Raw genomic sequence first — 17,155 nt, forward strand, 5'->3', positions numbered from 1 at the left:
TGCCGACCCGTGCCCGCGTCGTGATCATCGGCGGCGGGGTGATCGGGACCTCCGTGGCCTACCACCTGACCCGCCTGGGCTGGACCGACGTGCTCCCTCCTCGAGCAGGGGCGGCTCTCCAGCGGCACGACCTGGCACGCCGCCGGGCTGGTCGGCCCGCTGCGGGCGTCCGAGAGCGGCACCCGGCTGGTGCAGTACTCCGCCGAGCTCTACGCCGCCCTGGAGGCGGAGACCGGCCTGGCGACCGGCTACCGCAATGTCGGGGGCGTGATCGTCGCCCGCACCGAGGACCGGATGGTCCAGCTCCGCCGCACGGCGGCCAACGCGGCGGCGTACGACATGGAGTGCGAGGTGGTGACGCCGGCCCGGGCCCGCGAGCTGTGGCCGGCGATGCAGGTCGACGACCTGCTGGGCGCCCCTCTGGCTCCCCGGCGACGGCAAGGTCAACCCGAGCGACCTCACTCAGTCGCTGGCGAAGGGCGCCCGCAGCCGCGGCGCGACGGTGGTCGAGGGCGTCCGGGTGACCGACGTGCTGGTCTCCGTGCGCGGGTCCGCCCGCCGCGCCACCGGGGTCCGGACCGACCACGGTGACGTCGAGGCCGAGGTGGTCGTCAACTGCGCGGGCCAGTGGGCCAAGGCGATCGGCGACCGCGTGGGCGTGACCGTCCCCCCTCCACTCCGCCGAGCACTTCTACGTGGTCACCGAGGAGGTCGAGGGCTGCCACCCGGACCTGCCGATCATGCGCGACCCCGACGGCTGGACCTACTTCAAGGAGGAGGTCGGCGGGCTCGTCGTCGGCGGGTTCGAGCCCGAAGCGAAGCCCTGGCGATCGCCGGACGACCTGCCGTACCCGTTCGAGTTCCAGCTGCTCGAGGAGGACTGGGACCACTTCTCGGTGCTGATGGACGAGGCGCTGCACCGGGTGCCGGCGCTGGCGGAGACGGGGATCCGGAAGTTCTACAACGGCCCGGAGTCGTTCACCCCCGACAACCAGTTCCTGCTCGGCCAGGCGCCGGAGCTCGACGGGTTCTTCGTCGGTGCCGGGTTCAACTCCGTCGGCATCGCCTCGGCAGGCGGCGCCGGTCGGGCGCTGGCCGAGTGGGTGGTCGAGGGCGAGCCGACGACCGACCTGACCTCGGTCGACATCCGCCGGTTCGCGCCGTTCAACGGCAACAACCGGTGGCTGCGGGCCCGGGTCACCGAGGTGCTCGGGCTGCACTACGCGGTGCCCTGGCCCAACCGAGAGCTGGAGACTGTCCGCCCGTTCCGGCGCTCGCCGCTGCACGACCGGTTGGCGACGGTCGGCGCGGTGTTCGGCTCCAAGATGGGCTGGGAGCGGCCCAACGTCTTCGCGCCGACGGCCGACGAGGCGCGGTTGCGCTACACCTGGGGGAAGCCGGACTGGCTGGAGTGGTCGGCGGCCGAGCAGCGCGCCACCCGGGAGGCGGTCGCGGTCTTCGACCAGACGTCGTTCTCCAAGTACGTCGTCCGCGGCGAGGACGCGGTCCGTGCGCTGCAGTGGGTGTGCGCCAACGACGTCGACGTGCCGGTCGGCCGGGCGGTCTACACCCCGTGGCTCAACGAGCGCGGCACCTACGAGGCGGACGTGACCGTGACCCGCACCGGCCCCGACGAGTTCCTCGTCGTCTCCGGCTCGGCGACCACCGTGCGCGACCTCGACTGGCTGCGCCGGCGGGGGGCGGTGTCCGGGCGCACGACGTCAGCGGGGCGTACGCCGTGCTCGGGGTGATGGGCCCCCGCCTCGCGCGAGCTGCTCGGTCGGCTGACCGACGCCGACCTCTCCGACGACGAGTTCCCCTTCGCGACCAGCCGGGTGCTCGCCGTCGGCGACGGCACCGTGCGCGCCACCCGGATGACCTACGTCGGCGAGCTGGGATGGGAGCTGATGGTGCCGGTGGAGCTGGCCGTGGGCGTCCACGAAGCCCCTGATGGCGGAGGGGGCCGACCTTGGGGTGCGCGACGCCGGCTACTACACGATCGACTCCTGCCGGCTCGAGGCCGGCTACCGGGCCTTCGGGCGCGAGCTGACGCCGGACCTGACGCCGGTCGAGGCGGGCCTGGTGTTCGCCACCGCGCTCGGCGGTGCGGGCACCGAGGACGGCAAGGACTTCCTCGGCCGCGACGCGCTGCGCCGGCACCGGGAGCGGCTGGCGGGCGGCGGCCCGCGGCGGCGGGTGGTGTCGCTGACCCTCGGCTCGCCCGAGCCGATGCTGTGGGGCGGTGAGCTCGTGCTGCGGCACGGTGCGCCGGTCGGTCAGGTCACCAGCGCCGCGTGGGGCGCGACGGTGGGCTCCTGCGTCGGGCTCGCGCTGCTGCGCAGCGACGGTCCGGTGCGCGCGGACGACCTCGCAGCCGGCGGGTTCGAGGTCGACGTGGCGGGAGGAGCGCTACGAGGCGGAGATCACGCTGCGGGCGCCGTACGCCTCGCGTGCCTGATCGCCGAACCACGACCGGGCGGCCGTCCGCTGCCCTAGGGTTGCCGGCGTGGACGAGGACCTGCTGAGCGGTCTGCGCGACCGCCTGCAGGCGCAGAGCAGGGTCCCGCAGCTCCCGCCCGACTGGCACTGCGAGTCGGCGATGCTGGCGGCGTACGGCTTCGAGTACGGCGGCGACTTCTTCGTCGCCGACCTGCTCACGCACCCGAGCGGGGCGGCCGGGATGCAGATGGTGCTGGTCGACGTGTGCGGGAAGGGCGAGGGCGCCGTGCCCGACGCGGTCCAGCTCTCCGGAGCGCTCCAGGGGCTCCTGGTCGCGGTGCCGGAGAGCGGGCTGATGGCGGCGGCGAACGAGTTCCTGCTGCGCCTGCCGTGCCCCGAGTCGTTCGCGACCGCCGTCCAGGTCGTCGTCGACTTCGCGACCGGGCGCTACGTCGTCCGCAGCGCCGGCCACCCGCCGGTGCTGCGCTGGCGGCGGGAACCGGGGGAGTGGGTGGTGGACTCCGCGCGCGGCACCGCGCTGGGCGTCGTCGACCGGCCGGAGATGCACGTGAGCGAGGGCGTGCTCGCCCGCGGCGAGGCGCTGCTGTTCTACACCGACGGTGTCGTCGAGGCCCGCGGGAGCGACATCGACACCGGGATCGCGTGGCTGCAGCGGGTCGCGGCGGACGCCGTCGCCGAGGGCTTCGCGGCCGCGCCGGGGCGGATCATCGACCAGGTCGAGCGCGGCGACGACGACCGGGCGGTGCTCGTCCTCGTCAGGGAATAGCCCGCTCACCCGGTCGGTTGTGCGATGTGGTTGCCATGTCAACTACTCGGCGCCCCGCCGGGGTGGCAGCACGGGACAGGAGCGGAGCCATGCAGATCGGCATCTTCACCGTCGGTGACGTCACGACCGACCCCACGACCGGGCGGACACCCACGGAGCGCGAGCGCATCAAGGCGACGATCGCGATCGCCAAGAAGGCCGAGGAGGTCGGGCTCGACGTCTTCGCGACCGGCGAGCACCACAACCCGCCGTTCATCGCGTCCGCCCCGACGACCACCCTGGCCTACATCGGGGGCGCAGACCGAGCGGATCATCCTCTCGACGGCGACCACGCTGATCACGACCACCGACCCGGTGCTGATCGCGGAGAACTACGCCAAGCTCCAGCACCTCACCGACGGCCGCGTCGACCTGATGATGGGCCGTGGCAACACCGGCCCCGTCTACCCGTGGTTCGGCAAGGACATCCGCCAGGGCATCAACCTGGCGATCGAGAACTACGCGCTGCTGCACCGGCTGTGGCGCGAGGACGTCGTCGACTGGGAGGGCCGCTTCCGCACGCCGCTCAGGGGCTTCACCTCCACGCCGCGGCCCCTGGACGGCGTACCGCCGTTCGTCTGGCACGGCTCCATCCGCAGCCCCGAGATCGCCGAGCAGGCCGCCTACTACGGCGACGGCTTCTTCCACAACCACATCTTCTGGCCGGCGTCGCACACCGCGCAGATGGTGCGGCTCTACCGGCAGCGGTTCGAGCACTACGGCCACGGACCGGCGGACACGGCGATCGTCGGGCTCGGCGGCCAGTTCTTCATGCGCCGCAACAGCCAGGACGCCGTCGAGGAGTTCCGGCCCTACTTCGACAACGCGCCCGTCTACGGCCACGGCCCGTCGCTGGAGGACTTCTCGACCTCGACGCCGCTGACCGTCGGCTCGCCGCAGCAGGTCCTGGAGCGCACGCTGTCGTTCCGCGACTACGCCGGCCACTACCAGCGCCAGCTGTTCCTGGTCGACCACGCGGGACTGCCGCTGAAGACGGTGCTCGAGCAGCTCGACCTGCTCGGCGAGATCCTGCCGGAGATGCGCAAGGGCTTCGCCGAGGGCCGGCCGGCGCACGTGCCGGACGCCCCCACCCACGCGTCGCTGGTCGCGGCAGGCCGGCGGCGCCAAGGACTCCACGGTGTACGCCGAGGCCGACGCGGCCACGGGCACCAGCGACCGCGAGGAGGTCTGAGATGGTCCGCATCGTCGTCGTCTCCGCCGGGCTGGGCGTCCCGTCGTCGACCCGGCTGCTCGCCGACCTGCTCGGTGACGCCGCCGAGCGCGCGGTCGAGGCCCGGGGAGCCGAGGTCGCCGTGGACGTCGTCGAGCTGCGCCCGCTGGCCCACGCCCTGGCCGACCACCTGCTGACCGGCTTTCCGACCGGCGACCTCGCCGACGCTCTCGACCGGGTCGCCCGTGCGGACGGGCTGGTCGTCGTCACGCCGGTGTTCTCGGCCTCCTACTCCGGGCTCTTCAAGACCTTCTTCGACGTGATGGAGCCCGGCACGCTCGACGGGAAGCCGGTGCTCGTCGCGGCCACCGCCGGCACGGCACGCCACTCGCTGGTGCTCGACCACGCGCTGCGGCCGCTGTTCGCCTACCTGCGCGCCGTCGTCGTGCCCACGGGCGTGTTCGCGGCGAGCGAGGACTTCGGCGGCGGCGACGGCGCCCTGGAGAAGCGGGTCGACCGGGCCGCCGGCGAGCTCGCCGCGCTGGTCGCCGCTGGCGCCGGTGGCGGCGGTGGAACGCCGACGGCGCCGCGCCGCCCGGCGTACGCCGACGACGCGGTCGCCGACGTCACGCCGTTAGAGCAGCTGCTCCGCGAGGCCGGCGGCGACTCAGTCCGCTGACCCGTTCTGCTCGGCCAGCCAGGCGTCGACGCGGCGCTGGGCCTCCTCGGGGTCCACGTCCTCGACCCTCGTCATCACCGCCCAGCGGTGCCCGAAGGGGGTCGAGGAACGCGGCGTACCGGTCGCCGGTGACGAACGTCTCCGGGTCGCCGTAGCTCTTCGCGCCGGCCGCCACCGCCCGGGCGTGGGCCGCGTCGACGTCGGGCAGGTAGACGACCGTCGAGCTGCTCACGTCGTCGCCCCGCTGCGCGCGACCAGGTGGTGGTCGGGTGCCGGGTCGCCGACCTGCATCCGGCCCTGCGGCAGCTCGAGCTCGCAGTGCGCGACGGTGCCGTCCGGGCCGTCGTTGCGCGAGACCTCGCGGGCGCCGAGGACCTCGGTGTAGAACGCGATCGCCTCCCGCGCGGGGCTGCAGCAGTAGAACGGCGTGAGGGTCGTGTAGCCGGGCGGGACCGGCGCCACGCCGGGTCGCTGGGTGCTGTCCTGGGTTGTCGTCTCGGTGCTCATGTCGGCGATCGTGCCTACCCCTGCAGCCATGTCGTCTTGGAAGAACCCGCCACGCCGGGCGATCCGGTCGCTGCCGCCCGAGGCCCGGCGCCCGGCGACCTCGACGACCGCCGGGATCCTCCGGCCGGCCGAGCACGCCACGCGCGTGGTCCTCGACCGGCTGCCGGTCGCGCCCGCCCTGGAGCCGTGGGTGGAGCACTACTGGACCGTGCGGTGGCAGGTCGACGACGGCGAGCCGTTCCGCTCCGAGGTGGTGCCGCACCCGGCGGCCCACCTGACCTTCGAGTCCGGCAGCCACGACCACCACGGGTTCGCGATGCCCGCGGCGCTGCTGCACGGGGTGGTCACCAGCCGGTTCACCTTCGACGTCGCCGGCGAGGGCCGGGTCTTCGGCGTGAAGTTCCGTCCCGGCGGCTTCACCGCGTTCCTGGGTGCCGACGCGACCACCTGGGTCGACCGGGTGGCGGTGGCCGGCGACCTCGTCCCCGGTGCCGCCGCGCTGCTGCGGGAGGTGCTCGCCGTCTCCGACGACGCCGGGCGGGCCGCCGTGGTCGACGCGGCCCTCGCGGAGCGGCTGCCGGCGCCCGACGCTCGCTACGAGCGGCTGATCGCCATCGTGGCCGGGCTGGTCGCCGACGCGACGCTGGTGTCGGTCGACGACGTCTGTGCGCGGTTCGACGTCGCGCCGCGCACCCTCCAGCGGCTGTTCCGCGACTACGTCGGCGTCGGCCCCAAGTGGGTGCTCCAGCGCTACCGGCTGCACGACGCGGTGACGATGCTCGACGCCGGGGAGGGCGACGACCTCGCCGAGCTCGCCGCGCGGCTCGGGTGGTACGACCAGGCGCACTTCACCCGGGACTTCACCGCGCAGGTGGGGGTCGCCCCGGCGGCCTACGCCGGCCGTCAGTCGCGGGGAGCGACCTCGCGGGCGAGGTCGTCCGGCATCGGCTCGTAGTGGGCGAAGGTGCGGCTGAAGGTGCCGGCTCCGTGGGTCGCAGCGCGGAGGTCGACGGCGTAGCGCACCAGCTCGCGCTGCGGGACGTGCGCCCGCACCACGCAGCGGTCGCCGACCTGGTCGGTGCCGAGGAGGCGCCCGCGTCGCGCGGACAGGTCACTCATCACGGGGCCGACGAGGTCGTCGGCGACCAGCACCCGGACCTCGTCGTACGGCTCGAGCAGGGCGGTGCCGGCGTTGTCCGCGGCGTCGCGGAGCGCGAGCGCGGCGGCCGTCTGGAACGCCATGTCGGAGGAGTCGACGCTGTGCGCCTTGCCGTCGGTGAGGGTGACCCGGACGTCGACCAGCGGGTACCCGGCACGGACGCCGCGCGCCATCTGGGCACGGACCCCCTTCTCGACGCTCGGCACGAACTGCCGCGGCACCGCGCCGCCGACCACCTTGTCGACGAACTCGAAGCCGGAGCCCTCCGGGAGCGGTTCGACGACGATGTCGCAGACGGCGTACTGGCCGTGCCCGCCCGACTGCTTGACGTGCCGCCCGTGGCCCTTCGACGGCGTGGTGAAGCACTCGCGCAGCGGGATGACGACCTCCCGCTGCTCGACGGCGACGCCGTAGCGGCGCTGGAGCCGCTCGAGCGCGACCTCCGCGTGCGCCTCGCCCATCACCCAGATCACGAGCTGGCCGGTCTCGGCGTGGTGCTCGACCCGCAGGCTGGGGTCCTCCGCCGCCAGCCGGGCGAGCGCGGAGGACAGCTTGTCCTCGTCGGACCGGGTGGCGGCCTCGATCGCGACGGGGGAGCAGCGGGTCGGGCAGCTCCCAGGGGCGGAGGACGCGGGGCGACTCGGGGTCGGAGAGCGTGTCGCCCGTCTCCGCGCGGGAGAGCCGGCCCACCACGGCGATGTCGCCGGCCAGCACCTTCGGCGCCGTCACCTGCTGGGCGCCGAACGGGAAGCCGAGGGCGCCGACCCGCTCGTCCTCGTCGTGGTCCTCGTGACCGGCGGCGCCGAAGCTGGCGAAGTGGCCCGACACGTGCACCGCGGCGTCGGGGGAGCAGGGTGCCGCTGAAGACGCGGACCAGGCTCACCCGGCCGAGGTAGGGGTCGCTCGTCGTCTTCACCACCTCGGCGACCAGGGGGCCGTCGGGGTCGCACACGACCGGGTCGGCAGCACGGCCCGCCGGCGTGAACACCTCCGGCGGGACGTGCTCGGGCGGGGACGGGAAGGCGCGGACGCAGAGGTCGAGCAGCTCCTCCAGGCCGACGCCCGACGCGGCGCACACCGGCACCACCGGGAAGAAGCCGGCCCGCGCGATCGCCTTCTCGAGGTCATCGACCAGCAGCCGCTCGTCGATCCGCTCGCCGCCGAGGTAGCGGTCCATGAGGGTCTCGTCCTCGGACTCCTCGATGATCGCCTCGATCAGCGTGCCGCGGCGGGGGTCGTCGGCCGATGTGTCGCCGTCGAGCAGGCTGGTCAGGGCGCCGCCCGTCGCGACGTGGACCGGCAGCACCTTCCCGCCGAAGGCCTCCTGTGCGGCAGCCACCACCGCGTCCGCGTCGGCCCGGGCGTGGTCGAGCTTGGCCACCACCACCGCACGGGGCATGCCGACCGCCGCGCACTCGCGCCACAGCTGCCGGGTGCCGTCGTCGACGCCCTCGTTGGCCGCGACCACGAACAGGGCGCAGTCGGCCGCCCGCAGCCCGGCACGCACCTCGCCCACGAAGTCGGCGTACCCCGGCGTGTCGACCAGGTTGACCTTGGTGCCGTCGTGGACGACGGGGAGCCACCGCGAGCGACACCGACCGCCCGTGGGCCTTCTCGGCCTCCTCGTGGTCGCACACCGTCGTGCCGTCGGCGGTCGAGCCGGGGCGGTTGACCGCGCCGGTGCGGGCGAGGAGCGCCTCGACCAGCGTCGTCTTGCCCGACTGGGTGGGCCCGACCAGGACGACGTTGCGGATCCGGTCGGGCCCGGGCGCCGCCCGGTCCTGGTCGCCGGCCCTCCGCGCGTGCTTGTCCGCCATGGGTCTACGTAACTCTCAAGTGACGCAGACCACAAGAGGGAACCGGGTCAGTGCTGGTAGGTGCCGACCACCATGCCGCGGGCGAGGGTCTTGAAGGCGAGGTTGAACCCGACGACCGCCGGCGTGACGCTGCTGTCGACGCCGAGCTTCTCCTCCTTCACCGCGTGCACGACGAAGTAGTAGCGGTGCACCTGGTCGCCCTCCGGGGGCGCGGCGCCGGTGAAGCCGAGGCCGCCGCCGTCGTTGCGGACGTGGAACGCGCCGTCGGGGAGGCTCTCGTCGCCCGCACCCGCACCCGCGGGGAGGCTGGTCACGTCGGCGGGCAGGTCGACGACGACCCAGTGCCAGAAGCCGCTGACCACCGGGGCGTCGGGGTCGAAGCAGGTGACGACGTAGCTCTTGGTGCCCTCGGGGCCCGGCTCCCACGACAGCTGCGGGGAGGTGTCGCCCTTCGCGGCGACCTGGGCGTCGGCGAGCGGCTCGCCGTCGGTCACGTCGTCGCTGGTGACGGCGAACGACGGCACGGCGGGCAGCAACTCGTAGGGGTCCGGGGCGACCGGGCGGTCCAGCGTCATCGATGCTCCTTCGAGGGTGACAGCACATCCGGTGTGTGCCTGCGAATCTAGTCCGGCAGGTGAGTGCCGTCGACGGAGGCCGGCCGCGCGCGTCGATGATGGGTGCATGGAGTTCCCGCCCTACCCCTCGGGCCTGCGGCTCGCCGGCCGCCGTGTGCTGGTCGTCGGCGGTGGCGGCGTGGCGCAGCGCCGGGTGCCGCAGCTGATCGCCGCGGGTGCGGCGGTCGAGGTGGTCTCGCCCGACGTGACGCCGGCGATCGAGGGACTGGTCGCCTCGGGCGAGGTCGTGTGGCACCGGCGACCGTTCGAGGACGGCGACCTCGACGGCGCCTGGTACGTGATGGCCGTCACCGACGACCCCGCCGTCAACGACCGCGTCAGCGCGCTCGCCGAGCAGCAGCGGGTCTTCTGCGTCCCGCTCCGACGACGCGGCCCTCGGCACGGCCTGGACCCCCGCGGTCGGGCGGCACGCCGGCGTGACGGTGGCGGTGCTCGGCAACCGCGACCCGCGCCGCTCGGCGGCCGTGCGCGACGAGGTCCTCGAGGGCCTGCGGGAGGGTAGCATCGCCGCACCGCACCACCGCGACCGGCAGCCCGGCGTGGTGCTGGTCGGCGGCGGGCCCGGCGACCCCGAGCTGATGTCGGTCGCGGGACGCAAGGCGCTGATGGAGGCCGACGTCGTCGTCGCCGACCGGCTCGCGCCGCGTGAGCTGCTCGGCGAGCTGCCGGCCGACGTCGAGCTGGTCGACGTCGCCAAGCTGCCTCGCGGCCGGTCGGCCCAGCAGGAGGAGATCAACCGCCTGATCGTCGAGCGGGCGGTCGCCGGCAAGCGGGTCGTGCGCTTCAAGGGCGGTGACAGCTTCGTGTTCGGCCGGGGCTACGAGGAGGTGATCGCCTGCCGCGAGGCGGGCGTGCCGGTGACCGTGGTCCCCGGGCTCACCAGCCCGGTCGCCGTCCCGGCCATCGCCGGCATCCCGGTGACCCACCGCGGGGTCACCCACGAGTTCTCCGTCGTCTCCGGGCACCTGCCTCCCGAGCACCCGGAGTCGCTCGTCGACTACGACGCCCTCGCGCGGATGCGGGGCACGGTGGTGCTGATGATGGCGGTCGAGAACGCACCGGCGATCGCGGCGGCGCTGGTGGCCGGCGGCCGGGCCGCGGAGACGCCGGTCGCCGTCGTCTGCGACGGCACCATGCCGACCGAGCGCACCGTCCTCGCCACGCTCGGGACCCTCGCCGCCACGCTGCGCGAGGAGGCGGTCAAGCCGCCCGCGGTCATCGTCGTGGGCGACGTGGTGCGCGTCGCGTTCCCGGACGCCTTCCCGGCCGTCTTACCCGACCGCCGGTCGGCCGACGCGAGCGACTGATGGCCCGGCTCGTCGAGGTCTCCGCCGCCGGCGACCCGCGGCTCGCCGACTACCGCGACCTGCGCGACGTCCAGCTGCGCAAGCACCTGGAGGCCGAGCACGGGCTCTTCCTCGCCGAGGGGGGAGAAGGTCGTACGGCGGGCGGTGGCGTCGGGCTACCCGGTGCGGTCGTTCCTGATGGCGCCCCGCTGGCTCGACGGCCTGGCCGACGTGCTCGCCACGACGGACGCGCCCTGCTACGTCGTCGCCGAGGACCTGGCCGAGGAGGTCACCGGCTTCCACGTGCACCGCGGCGCGCTGGCGTCGCTGGCCCGGCAGCCGCTCCCACCGGTCGACGAGGTGCTCGCCGGCGCCCGGTCGGTGCTCGTGCTCGAGGACGTCGTCGACCACACCAACGTCGGCGCGATCTTCCGCAGCGGTGCGGCCCTCGGCTTCGACGCCGTGCTGCTGGCGCCGCGCTGCGCCGACCCGCTCTACCGGCGATCGATCAAGGTCGCCATGGGCGCGGTCTTCCACCTGCCCTGGACCCGGCTGGCCGACTGGCACGGCGCCCTGCCGGCGCTCTCCGCCGCCGGCTTCACCACCGTCGCCCTCACCCTGGCTCCCGACGCGGTGCCGATCGAGGACGCCGTCGCCGGGCTCGACAAGGTCGCCCTCGTCCTCGGCTCCGAGGGCCACGGCCTCTCACCCCGCTGGGAGCAGGCCGCCGACCGTCGCGCCGTCATCCCGATGTCCGCCGGCATCGATTCCCTCAACGTCGCCGCCGCCACCGCCGTCGCCTGCTACGTCACCGCTCGTCGCTGACGGTGGCGGGCCAGTCGTCGGGGTAGTCGTCGGCCGCGTGGTCGTGGGCCTTCTGGAGCTTCTTGCGGGCCTTGGTGGAGAGCCGGTCGCCGAAGACGGTGCCGAGGGTGTGGTCGGTCTCGTGCTGGAGGCAGCGGGCGAGCAGGCCGTCGCCCTCGAACCGCACGGGCTCGCCGTCGAGGCCGAAGCCCTCGACGACCGCGTGGTCGGGGCGGGCGCAGGCGACGTAGGCGCCGGGGAAGGAGAGGCAGCCCTCCTCGGAGTCGTCGAGGCGCCGCTCGCGGCCCTCGGGCAGCGCGACCCGGGGGTTGCAGACCACGCCGAGCCACCGCTCGCCGGCGTCGTCGGGGCAGTCGAACACGAACATCGCCAGGTCGACGCCGATCTGGCAGGCGGCCAGGCCGACGCCGTCGGCGGCGTACATGGTGGCGACCATGTCGGCTGCGAGCGCCCGCAGGTCGTCGTCGTACGTCGTCACCTGCTGCTGCGGCCGGTGCATGACCGGCGTGCCCCAACGGGTGATGGCGCGGACCCGGCCACCCTCGGGGAGCGGTCCGTACGGTGCGTGCACGGTGGGGGACATGGCCCGCACCTTAGGGGAGCGGCTGTGACCCGCGGCACGCCGGTCGCCTGTAGCGCGATGTGTAACTCGCAGTTACATTTGCCTCATGTCCTTGATCAGCAGCCTCACGCCGGGTGGCCGCAACGGGGTGCCGAGCACGGAGAGCCGTGATCCGATCGGCTACCTCGTCGCCGGCCTCAACCGGCTCGCCCAGAGCGACCTCGTCGACCGGATCGGCCTGCGCAAGCAGGCCGAGCAGGTCGTGTTCTCGGTGACCCGCACCGGGTTCAAGACGATGACCAACGCCAGCCGGACCTTCGCCCGGGCGGGGAAGAAGGGCCAGCCGGGCGCCCGTCCCGCTCCGAGCGCGGGCACCGGCCCGTTCGACCTGACCCCGACCGAGGACGAGCAGATGCTCGTCGACGTCGTGTCCGAGCTGGCCGGCGAGGTGCTGCGCCCCGCGGCCGCCGAGGCCGACGCCGCGTGCGCCGCCCCCGACGACCTGCTCAAGGCCGGCCTCGAGATCGGCCTGCCGATCCTCGGGCTGCCCGAGTCGCTCGGCGGCATCTCCGAGGAGCGCTCCGCGATGGCCGGCACGCTCGTCGCGGAGGCGCTCGCGAAGGGCGACATGGGGCTCGCGGTCGCCACGCTGGCGCCCGGCTCGGTCGCCACCGCCATCGGCCTGTGGGGCACCGACCAGCAGCAGCAGACCTACCTGCCGGCCTTCACCGGGGACACGGTGCCCGCCGCGGCGCTCGCCCTCAACGAGCCGGCGGTGCTGTTCGACGTGCTCACCCCGTCGACCACCGCCGTCCGGCAGGGTGACGGCTACGTGCTCAACGGCGTCAAGAGCCTGGTCGCCCGGGGTGACAGCGCGGAGCTGTTCGTCGTCGGAGCGGCCCTCGAGGGCCGACCGGCCCTGTTCCTCGTCGAGTCCTCGACCGCGGGCCTGTCGATCGAGGGCGACCCGGCGATGGGCGTGCGGGCCGCGTCGATGACCCGGCTGCACCTCGACGACGTGCGGGTGCCGGCCGAGGCGGTCCTCGGCGAGACCGACGGCTCGACCTACCGCGAGTGCGTCCGCCTCTCCCGGCTGGCGTGGTGCGCGCTGTCGCTCGGCACCGCGCAGGCCGTCCTCGACTACGTCACGCCCTACGTCAAGGAGCGGGAGGCGTTCGGCGAGCCGATCGCCCACCGCCAGTCGGTGGCGTTCATGGTCGCCAACATCGCGATCGAGCTGCAGGCGATGCGGCTGCTGACCTACCGGGCGGCCGCTCGAGCCGCCGCCGGCAAGGACTTCACCAAGGAGGTCGCGCTGGCCCGCAAGCTGTGCGCCGAGAAGGGCATGCAGATTGGCCTCGACGGCGTCCAGCTGCTCGGCGGCCACGGCTTCGTGAAGGAGCACCCGGTCGAGCGGTGGTACCGCGACCTGCGGGCCATCGGGATCATGGAAGGGACGGTGCTGGTCTGATGGCGATCAACCTCGAGGTTCCCAAGAAGCACCGCCCGCTCATCGAGCAGGCGCACCAGGTCGCGATGAACATGCTGCGGCCGATCTCCCGCAAGTACGACGTCGCCGAGCACGAGTACCCCAAGGAGCTCGACATGCTCGCGGCGATGATCGACGGGCTCTCGGAGTCCGGCGCGAGCGAGGGCGCCGGTGCGGCCGGCGTACGCCGTGACGCCGGCGCCGCCGACGACGGTGCGGTCAGGAACGGCTCCAACATGGCCTCGGTGACGTCCATCGCCGAGATGTGCTGGGGCGACGTCGGGCTGCTGCTCTCGATGCCGCGGCAGGGGCTCGGCAACTCCGCGATCGCCTCGGTCGCCAACGAGGAGCAGCTCGAGCGGTTCCGCGGCAAGTGGGCGTCGATGGCGATCACCGAGCCGGGCTTCGGCTCCGACTCCGCGGCGGTGTCGACCACCGCCGTGCTCGACGGCGACGAGTACGTCATCAACGGCGAGAAGATCTTCGTCACCTCCGGTGAGCGGTCCGACTGCGTCGTCGTCTGGGCGACGCTGGACAAGTCCTCGGCCGCGCGGCGATCAAGTCGTTCGTGGTCGAGAAGGGCACGCCGGGGATGACGGTCGAGCGGCTGGAGGAGAAGCTCGGCATCCGGGCCTCCGACACCGCCGTGATCACGTTCACCGACTGCCGGGTGCCGAAGGAGAACCTCCTCGGCTCGCCGGAGATCAACGTCGAGCAGGGCTTCGCGGGCGCGATGGCGACCTTCGACAACACCCGCCCGCTGGTGGCCGCGATGGCGGTCGGGTGCGCCCGGGCGTCGCTCGACCTGACCCGCGACCTGCTCGCCCAGGCCGGTGTCGAGGTCGACTACGACCGGCCCGCCCACCTGCAGCACGCGGCCGCCGCGAAGTTCCTCCAGCTCGAGGCCGACTGGGAGGGCGCGCGGCTGCTGATGATGCAGGCGGCGTGGATGGCCGACAACCGCAAGCCCAACTCGCTCGAGGCGTCGATGGCCAAGGCGAAGGCCGGCCGGGTGGGCTCCGACGTCACGCTGTCGTGCGTCGAGCTGTGCTCCTCGGTCGGCTACTCCGAGGGCGAGCTGCTCGAGAAGTGGGGCCGCGACTCCAAGATCCTCGACATCTTCGAGGGCACCCAGCAGATCCAGCAGCTGATCGTCGCCCGTCGGGTCCTCGGGCTGACGAGCGCCGAGCTCAGGTGAGCACGGCGCCCTCGGCCGGCGTCACCACCAGGTGCGTCGGCCGGGGGGTGGCCGGAGACGTCGAACGCCGCGTCGACGGCTTCCCGTACGTCGTCGACCTGGTCCTCGCGGACGAGGGCGATCGTCGAGCCGCCGAAGCCGCCGCCGGTGAGCCGCGCGCCGAGGGCGCCCTCGCCGAGGGCCGTCTCGACGGCGAGGTCGAGCTCGGACGTCGAGACGGCGAAGTCGCCGCGCAGTGACGTGTGCGACGCGGTCATCAGCCGGCCGAGCGCGCCCCAGTCGCCCTCGGTGACGGCGCGTACGGCGTCCTCGACCCGGTCGCTCTCCGAGAGGACGTGGCGGGCCCGCGCCTGCAGGGTGGAGTCCTCGATCTGGGCGAGGTCGTCGGGCCAGGCGAGGCCGAGGCGGGGGAGGCCGAGCGCCCGTGCCGCCGCCTCGCACTCCGCACGCCGCGCGGCGCTAGCCGCCCTCGGCGTCCGACAGCTCGTGGGTCGTGCCGGTGTCGGTCACCAGGACCACCAGCCCGGCGCCCTGCAGCGGCAGCGGCACCTGCTTGACGCTGGTGTCGGCGAAGTCGATGAGCACGGCATGCTCGCGCCGCGCCAGCAGCGACGCGAGCTGGTCGAGACCGCCGGTCGGGGCGCCGACGAACTCCGTCTCCGCGCGGCGGCACAGCTCGGCGAGCGCCATCCGGCTGCCCGGGTCGACCGGCCGGTCGACGAGCCGTGCGGCCGCGAGGGCGACGGAGCACTCCAGGGCCGCGGAGCTGGACAGCCCGGCCCCGAGCGGGACGTCGCTGTCGACGACGACGTCGACACCCGGCAGCGGCCAGCCTTCCTGGAGCCCCGCCCACAGCACGCCGGCGGCGTACCGCGCCCAGCCGGGCAGCTCCTCCCGCAGGTCGAGGTCGAGGTCGGAGAGCCGGCCGGTCCACACCTCGCGCACGGCGGTGCTGCGCAGCCGCACCCGGTCGTCGCCCCGTGCCCGCACCGTCGCGGTCGTGGTGAGCGGCAGGGCGAACGGGAGGCAGAGCCCGCCGTTGTAGTCGGTGTGCTCGCCGATGAGGTTGACCCGGCCGGGCGCGCGGGCGGTCACAGTGGTCACCCGGCAATACTGGACCCATGCGCTACCTCGACGACCGGGTGCCCTCGCACGACCTCACCTACGACGACGTGTTCATGGTGCCGCGCCGGTCGTCGGTCGGCAGCCGCTACGACGTCGACCTCGCCACCGCCGACGGCACGGGGACGACGATCCCGGTGGTCGTCGCCAACATGACCGCGATCGCGGGGAAGCGGATGGCGGAGACGGTCGCGCGCCGCGGTGGCCTCGCGGTCGTTCCCCAGGACATCCCCGCACCGGTGGTGGCCGACGTCGTGTCCTACGTCAAGCAGCGTCACCTGGTGCTCGACACCCCGATCCAGCTCCGGCCGGACCAGACGGTGGCCGAGGCGCTCTCGCTGATCCCGAAGCGTTCGCACCGCGGGGCGGTCGTGGTCGACGAGGACGGCCGTCCGGCCGGCCTGGTGATGGTCGACGACTGCGCCGAGGTCGACCGGTTCGCGCAGGCGCACCAGGTGATGCGTCCGGTCGAGGTCACCGTGGAGGCCGACACCGAGCCGCGGAAGGCGTTCGACGCGCTCGAGGACGCCCGGGCGCCGCTCGCCGTCGGTGTCGACGGGGACGGGCGGCTCGTCGGCGTGCTCACCCGCACCGGCGCCCTGCGCGCCACGCTCTACCGCCCCGCCCTCGACGACCGCGGCCGGCTGCGGATCGCGGCGGCCGTCGGCGTCAACGGCGATGTGGCGGCCAAGGCGCGGGCGCTGCTCGACGCCGGCGTCGACTGCCTCGTGGTCGACACCGCCCACGGCCACCAGGACCGGATGATCGACGCGCTCCGCGAGGTCCGGTCGCTCGACCCCGACGTCCCCGTCGCGGCGGGCAACGTCGTCGACGCCGACGGCACCCGCGCCCTCGTCGAGGCCGGCGCCGACATCGTCAAGGTCGGCGTGGGACCCGGTGCTATGTGCACCACCCGGATGATGACCGGCGTCGGCCGGCCGCAGTTCTCCGCCGTCGTCGACTGCGCGGCCGCGGCCCGGGAGCTGGGCGCGCACGTCTGGGCCGACGGCGGCGTCCGTCACCCGCGCGACGTGGCGCTCGCGCTGGCGGCCGGGGCGTCGGCGGTGATGATCGGCTCCTGGTTCGCCGGCACCCACGAGTCGCCGGGCGACCTGCTCGAGGACGCGGACGGCCGCCCGTTCAAGGTCTCCTTCGGCATGGCGTCCGCGCGTGCGGTCGCCAGCCGCACGTCCGCCGAGTCGGCCTTCGACCGCGCCCGGAAGGGGGCTCTACGAGGAGGGGATCTCGTCCTCGCGGATGTACCTCGACCCCGACCGGCCCGGCGTCGAGGACCTGGTCGACCAGATCTGCGCCGGCGTCCGCTCGGCCTGCACGTACGCCGGCGCCACCACCCTCGCCGAGCTCCACGAGCGGGCCTTGGTCGGGGTGCAGTCGGCCGCGGGCTTCCACGAGGGCCGCCCGCTGCCGACGAGCTGGTGA

Annotated in this window: 14 protein-coding genes and 8 pseudogenes; 15 read left to right on the forward strand and 7 right to left on the reverse strand. The window is 74.0% G+C overall.

The annotated features are described in order from the left end of the window. Positions 1-141 precede the first annotated feature (141 nt). From MF408_RS27310 to MF408_RS21935, 7 genes and pseudogenes are all read left to right on the forward strand, one after another. Positions 142-357, forward strand: a pseudogene (locus MF408_RS27310) (FAD-dependent oxidoreductase); the annotation flags it as partial. 112 nt (positions 358-469) lie between these two features. Continuing rightward, positions 470-604, forward strand: a pseudogene (locus tag MF408_RS27315) (hypothetical protein); the annotation flags it as partial. Between the two features lie 91 nt (positions 605-695). Next, positions 696-1,883: pseudogene (locus MF408_RS21915) on the forward strand (FAD-dependent oxidoreductase); the annotation flags it as partial. Between the two features lie 67 nt (positions 1,884-1,950). Beyond that, on the forward strand, positions 1,951-2,496 hold the full coding sequence (locus MF408_RS26095) for a glycine cleavage T C-terminal barrel domain-containing protein (RefSeq protein ID WP_275693263.1): 546 nt from the start codon (positions 1,951-1,953) through the stop codon (positions 2,494-2,496). A 10-nt stretch (positions 2,497-2,506) separates the two neighbouring features. Then, positions 2,507-3,226 carry a PP2C family protein-serine/threonine phosphatase gene (locus MF408_RS21925; protein WP_240249403.1) on the forward strand — a complete coding sequence of 240 codons (720 nt, stop codon included), beginning with the start codon at positions 2,507-2,509 and terminating at the stop codon, positions 3,224-3,226. A gap of 89 nt (positions 3,227-3,315) precedes the next feature. Further along, positions 3,316-4,457: pseudogene (locus tag MF408_RS21930) on the forward strand (LLM class flavin-dependent oxidoreductase). 1 nt (position 4,458) lies between these two features. Beyond that, positions 4,459-5,115, forward strand: a complete 657-nt coding sequence (locus tag MF408_RS21935; RefSeq protein ID WP_240249404.1) for an FMN reductase — start codon at positions 4,459-4,461, stop codon at positions 5,113-5,115. A 228-nt stretch (positions 5,116-5,343) separates the two neighbouring features. On the opposite strand, the gene MF408_RS21940 is transcribed toward MF408_RS21935, so the two are convergent. Continuing rightward, positions 5,344-5,622, reverse strand: a complete 279-nt coding sequence (locus MF408_RS21940; RefSeq protein WP_240249405.1) for a hypothetical protein — start codon at positions 5,620-5,622, stop codon at positions 5,344-5,346. 28 nt (positions 5,623-5,650) lie between these two features. On the opposite strand from MF408_RS21940, the gene MF408_RS21945 reads away from it, so the two are divergent. After that, positions 5,651-6,577 (forward strand): helix-turn-helix domain-containing protein, encoded by a 927-nt coding sequence (locus MF408_RS21945; protein WP_240249406.1) that lies wholly within the window; start codon positions 5,651-5,653, stop codon positions 6,575-6,577. Here MF408_RS21945 and MF408_RS21950 read toward each other — a convergent pair. From MF408_RS21950 to MF408_RS21960, 4 genes and pseudogenes are all read right to left on the reverse strand, one after another. Then, a complete protein-coding gene (locus tag MF408_RS21950) occupies positions 6,526-7,365 on the reverse strand; it encodes a hypothetical protein (RefSeq protein WP_345893970.1) in 840 nt (279 codons plus the stop codon). The two genes, MF408_RS21945 and MF408_RS21950, sit on opposite strands and share 52 nt — an antisense overlap. Continuing rightward, the gene (locus MF408_RS21955) at positions 7,251-8,297 is read right to left on the reverse strand and encodes a GTP-binding protein (protein WP_275693264.1); all 1,047 of its coding nucleotides are present in this window, start codon (positions 8,295-8,297) and stop codon (positions 7,251-7,253) included. Before MF408_RS21955 ends, MF408_RS21950 begins: the two co-directional genes overlap by 115 nt. Positions 8,298-8,370: 73 nt before the next feature. Continuing rightward, positions 8,371-8,598: pseudogene (locus MF408_RS26100) on the reverse strand (GTP-binding protein); the annotation flags it as partial. A gap of 47 nt (positions 8,599-8,645) precedes the next feature. Then, positions 8,646-9,173, reverse strand: coding sequence for a YbhB/YbcL family Raf kinase inhibitor-like protein (locus MF408_RS21960; protein WP_240249407.1), 528 nt, complete (start codon positions 9,171-9,173; stop codon positions 8,646-8,648). Positions 9,174-9,279: 106 nt separating this feature from the next. On the opposite strand from MF408_RS21960, the gene MF408_RS21965 reads away from it, so the two are divergent. The 3 genes and pseudogenes from MF408_RS21965 to MF408_RS21975 all read left to right on the forward strand — a co-directional run bounded on the left by MF408_RS21965 (position 9,280) and on the right by MF408_RS21975 (position 11,344). Next, on the forward strand, positions 9,280-9,735 hold the full coding sequence (locus tag MF408_RS21965; RefSeq protein WP_240249408.1) for an NAD(P)-dependent oxidoreductase: 456 nt from the start codon (positions 9,280-9,282) through the stop codon (positions 9,733-9,735). Then, positions 9,650-10,540 (forward strand): uroporphyrinogen-III C-methyltransferase, encoded by an 891-nt coding sequence (cobA, locus tag MF408_RS21970; RefSeq protein ID WP_240249409.1) that lies wholly within the window; start codon positions 9,650-9,652, stop codon positions 10,538-10,540. The genes MF408_RS21965 and cobA overlap by 86 nt, the downstream gene beginning before the upstream one ends. Then, positions 10,540-11,344: pseudogene (locus tag MF408_RS21975) on the forward strand (RNA methyltransferase). Before cobA ends, MF408_RS21975 begins: the two are co-directional and overlap by 1 nt. On the opposite strand, the gene def reads toward MF408_RS21975, so the two are convergent. Further along, positions 11,328-11,927, reverse strand: coding sequence for a peptide deformylase (gene def / locus MF408_RS21980; RefSeq protein WP_240249410.1), 600 nt, complete (start codon positions 11,925-11,927; stop codon positions 11,328-11,330). The pseudogene MF408_RS21975 and the gene def overlap by 17 nt on opposite strands. A gap of 85 nt (positions 11,928-12,012) precedes the next feature. On the opposite strand from def, the gene MF408_RS21985 reads away from it, so the two are divergent. The 3 genes and pseudogenes from MF408_RS21985 (at position 12,013) to MF408_RS22000 (ending at position 14,832) form a co-directional block, all read left to right on the forward strand. Then, positions 12,013-13,377, forward strand: coding sequence for an acyl-CoA dehydrogenase family protein (locus MF408_RS21985; protein WP_240249411.1), 1,365 nt, complete (start codon positions 12,013-12,015; stop codon positions 13,375-13,377). Further along, a pseudogene (locus MF408_RS27320) lies at positions 13,377-14,593 on the forward strand (acyl-CoA dehydrogenase family protein). The gene MF408_RS21985 and the pseudogene MF408_RS27320 overlap by 1 nt, the downstream one beginning before the upstream one ends. Then, on the forward strand, positions 14,590-14,832 hold the full coding sequence (locus MF408_RS22000) for a hypothetical protein (protein ID WP_240249414.1): 243 nt from the start codon (positions 14,590-14,592) through the stop codon (positions 14,830-14,832). The pseudogene MF408_RS27320 and the gene MF408_RS22000 overlap by 4 nt, the downstream one beginning before the upstream one ends. A gap of 220 nt (positions 14,833-15,052) precedes the next feature. Here the strand turns inward: MF408_RS22000 and MF408_RS22005 are convergent, their stop codons facing one another. Continuing rightward, positions 15,053-15,697 (reverse strand): galactokinase family protein, encoded by a 645-nt coding sequence (locus MF408_RS22005; RefSeq protein WP_240249415.1) that lies wholly within the window; start codon positions 15,695-15,697, stop codon positions 15,053-15,055. A gap of 17 nt (positions 15,698-15,714) precedes the next feature. Between MF408_RS22005 and MF408_RS22010 the strand changes: the two are divergent. Further along, positions 15,715-17,155, forward strand: a pseudogene (locus MF408_RS22010) (GuaB1 family IMP dehydrogenase-related protein).

Origin of the sequence: Nocardioides sp. TF02-7, from assembly GCF_022437945.1 — a bacterium.
Taxonomy (GTDB): domain Bacteria; phylum Actinomycetota; class Actinomycetes; order Propionibacteriales; family Nocardioidaceae; genus Nocardioides.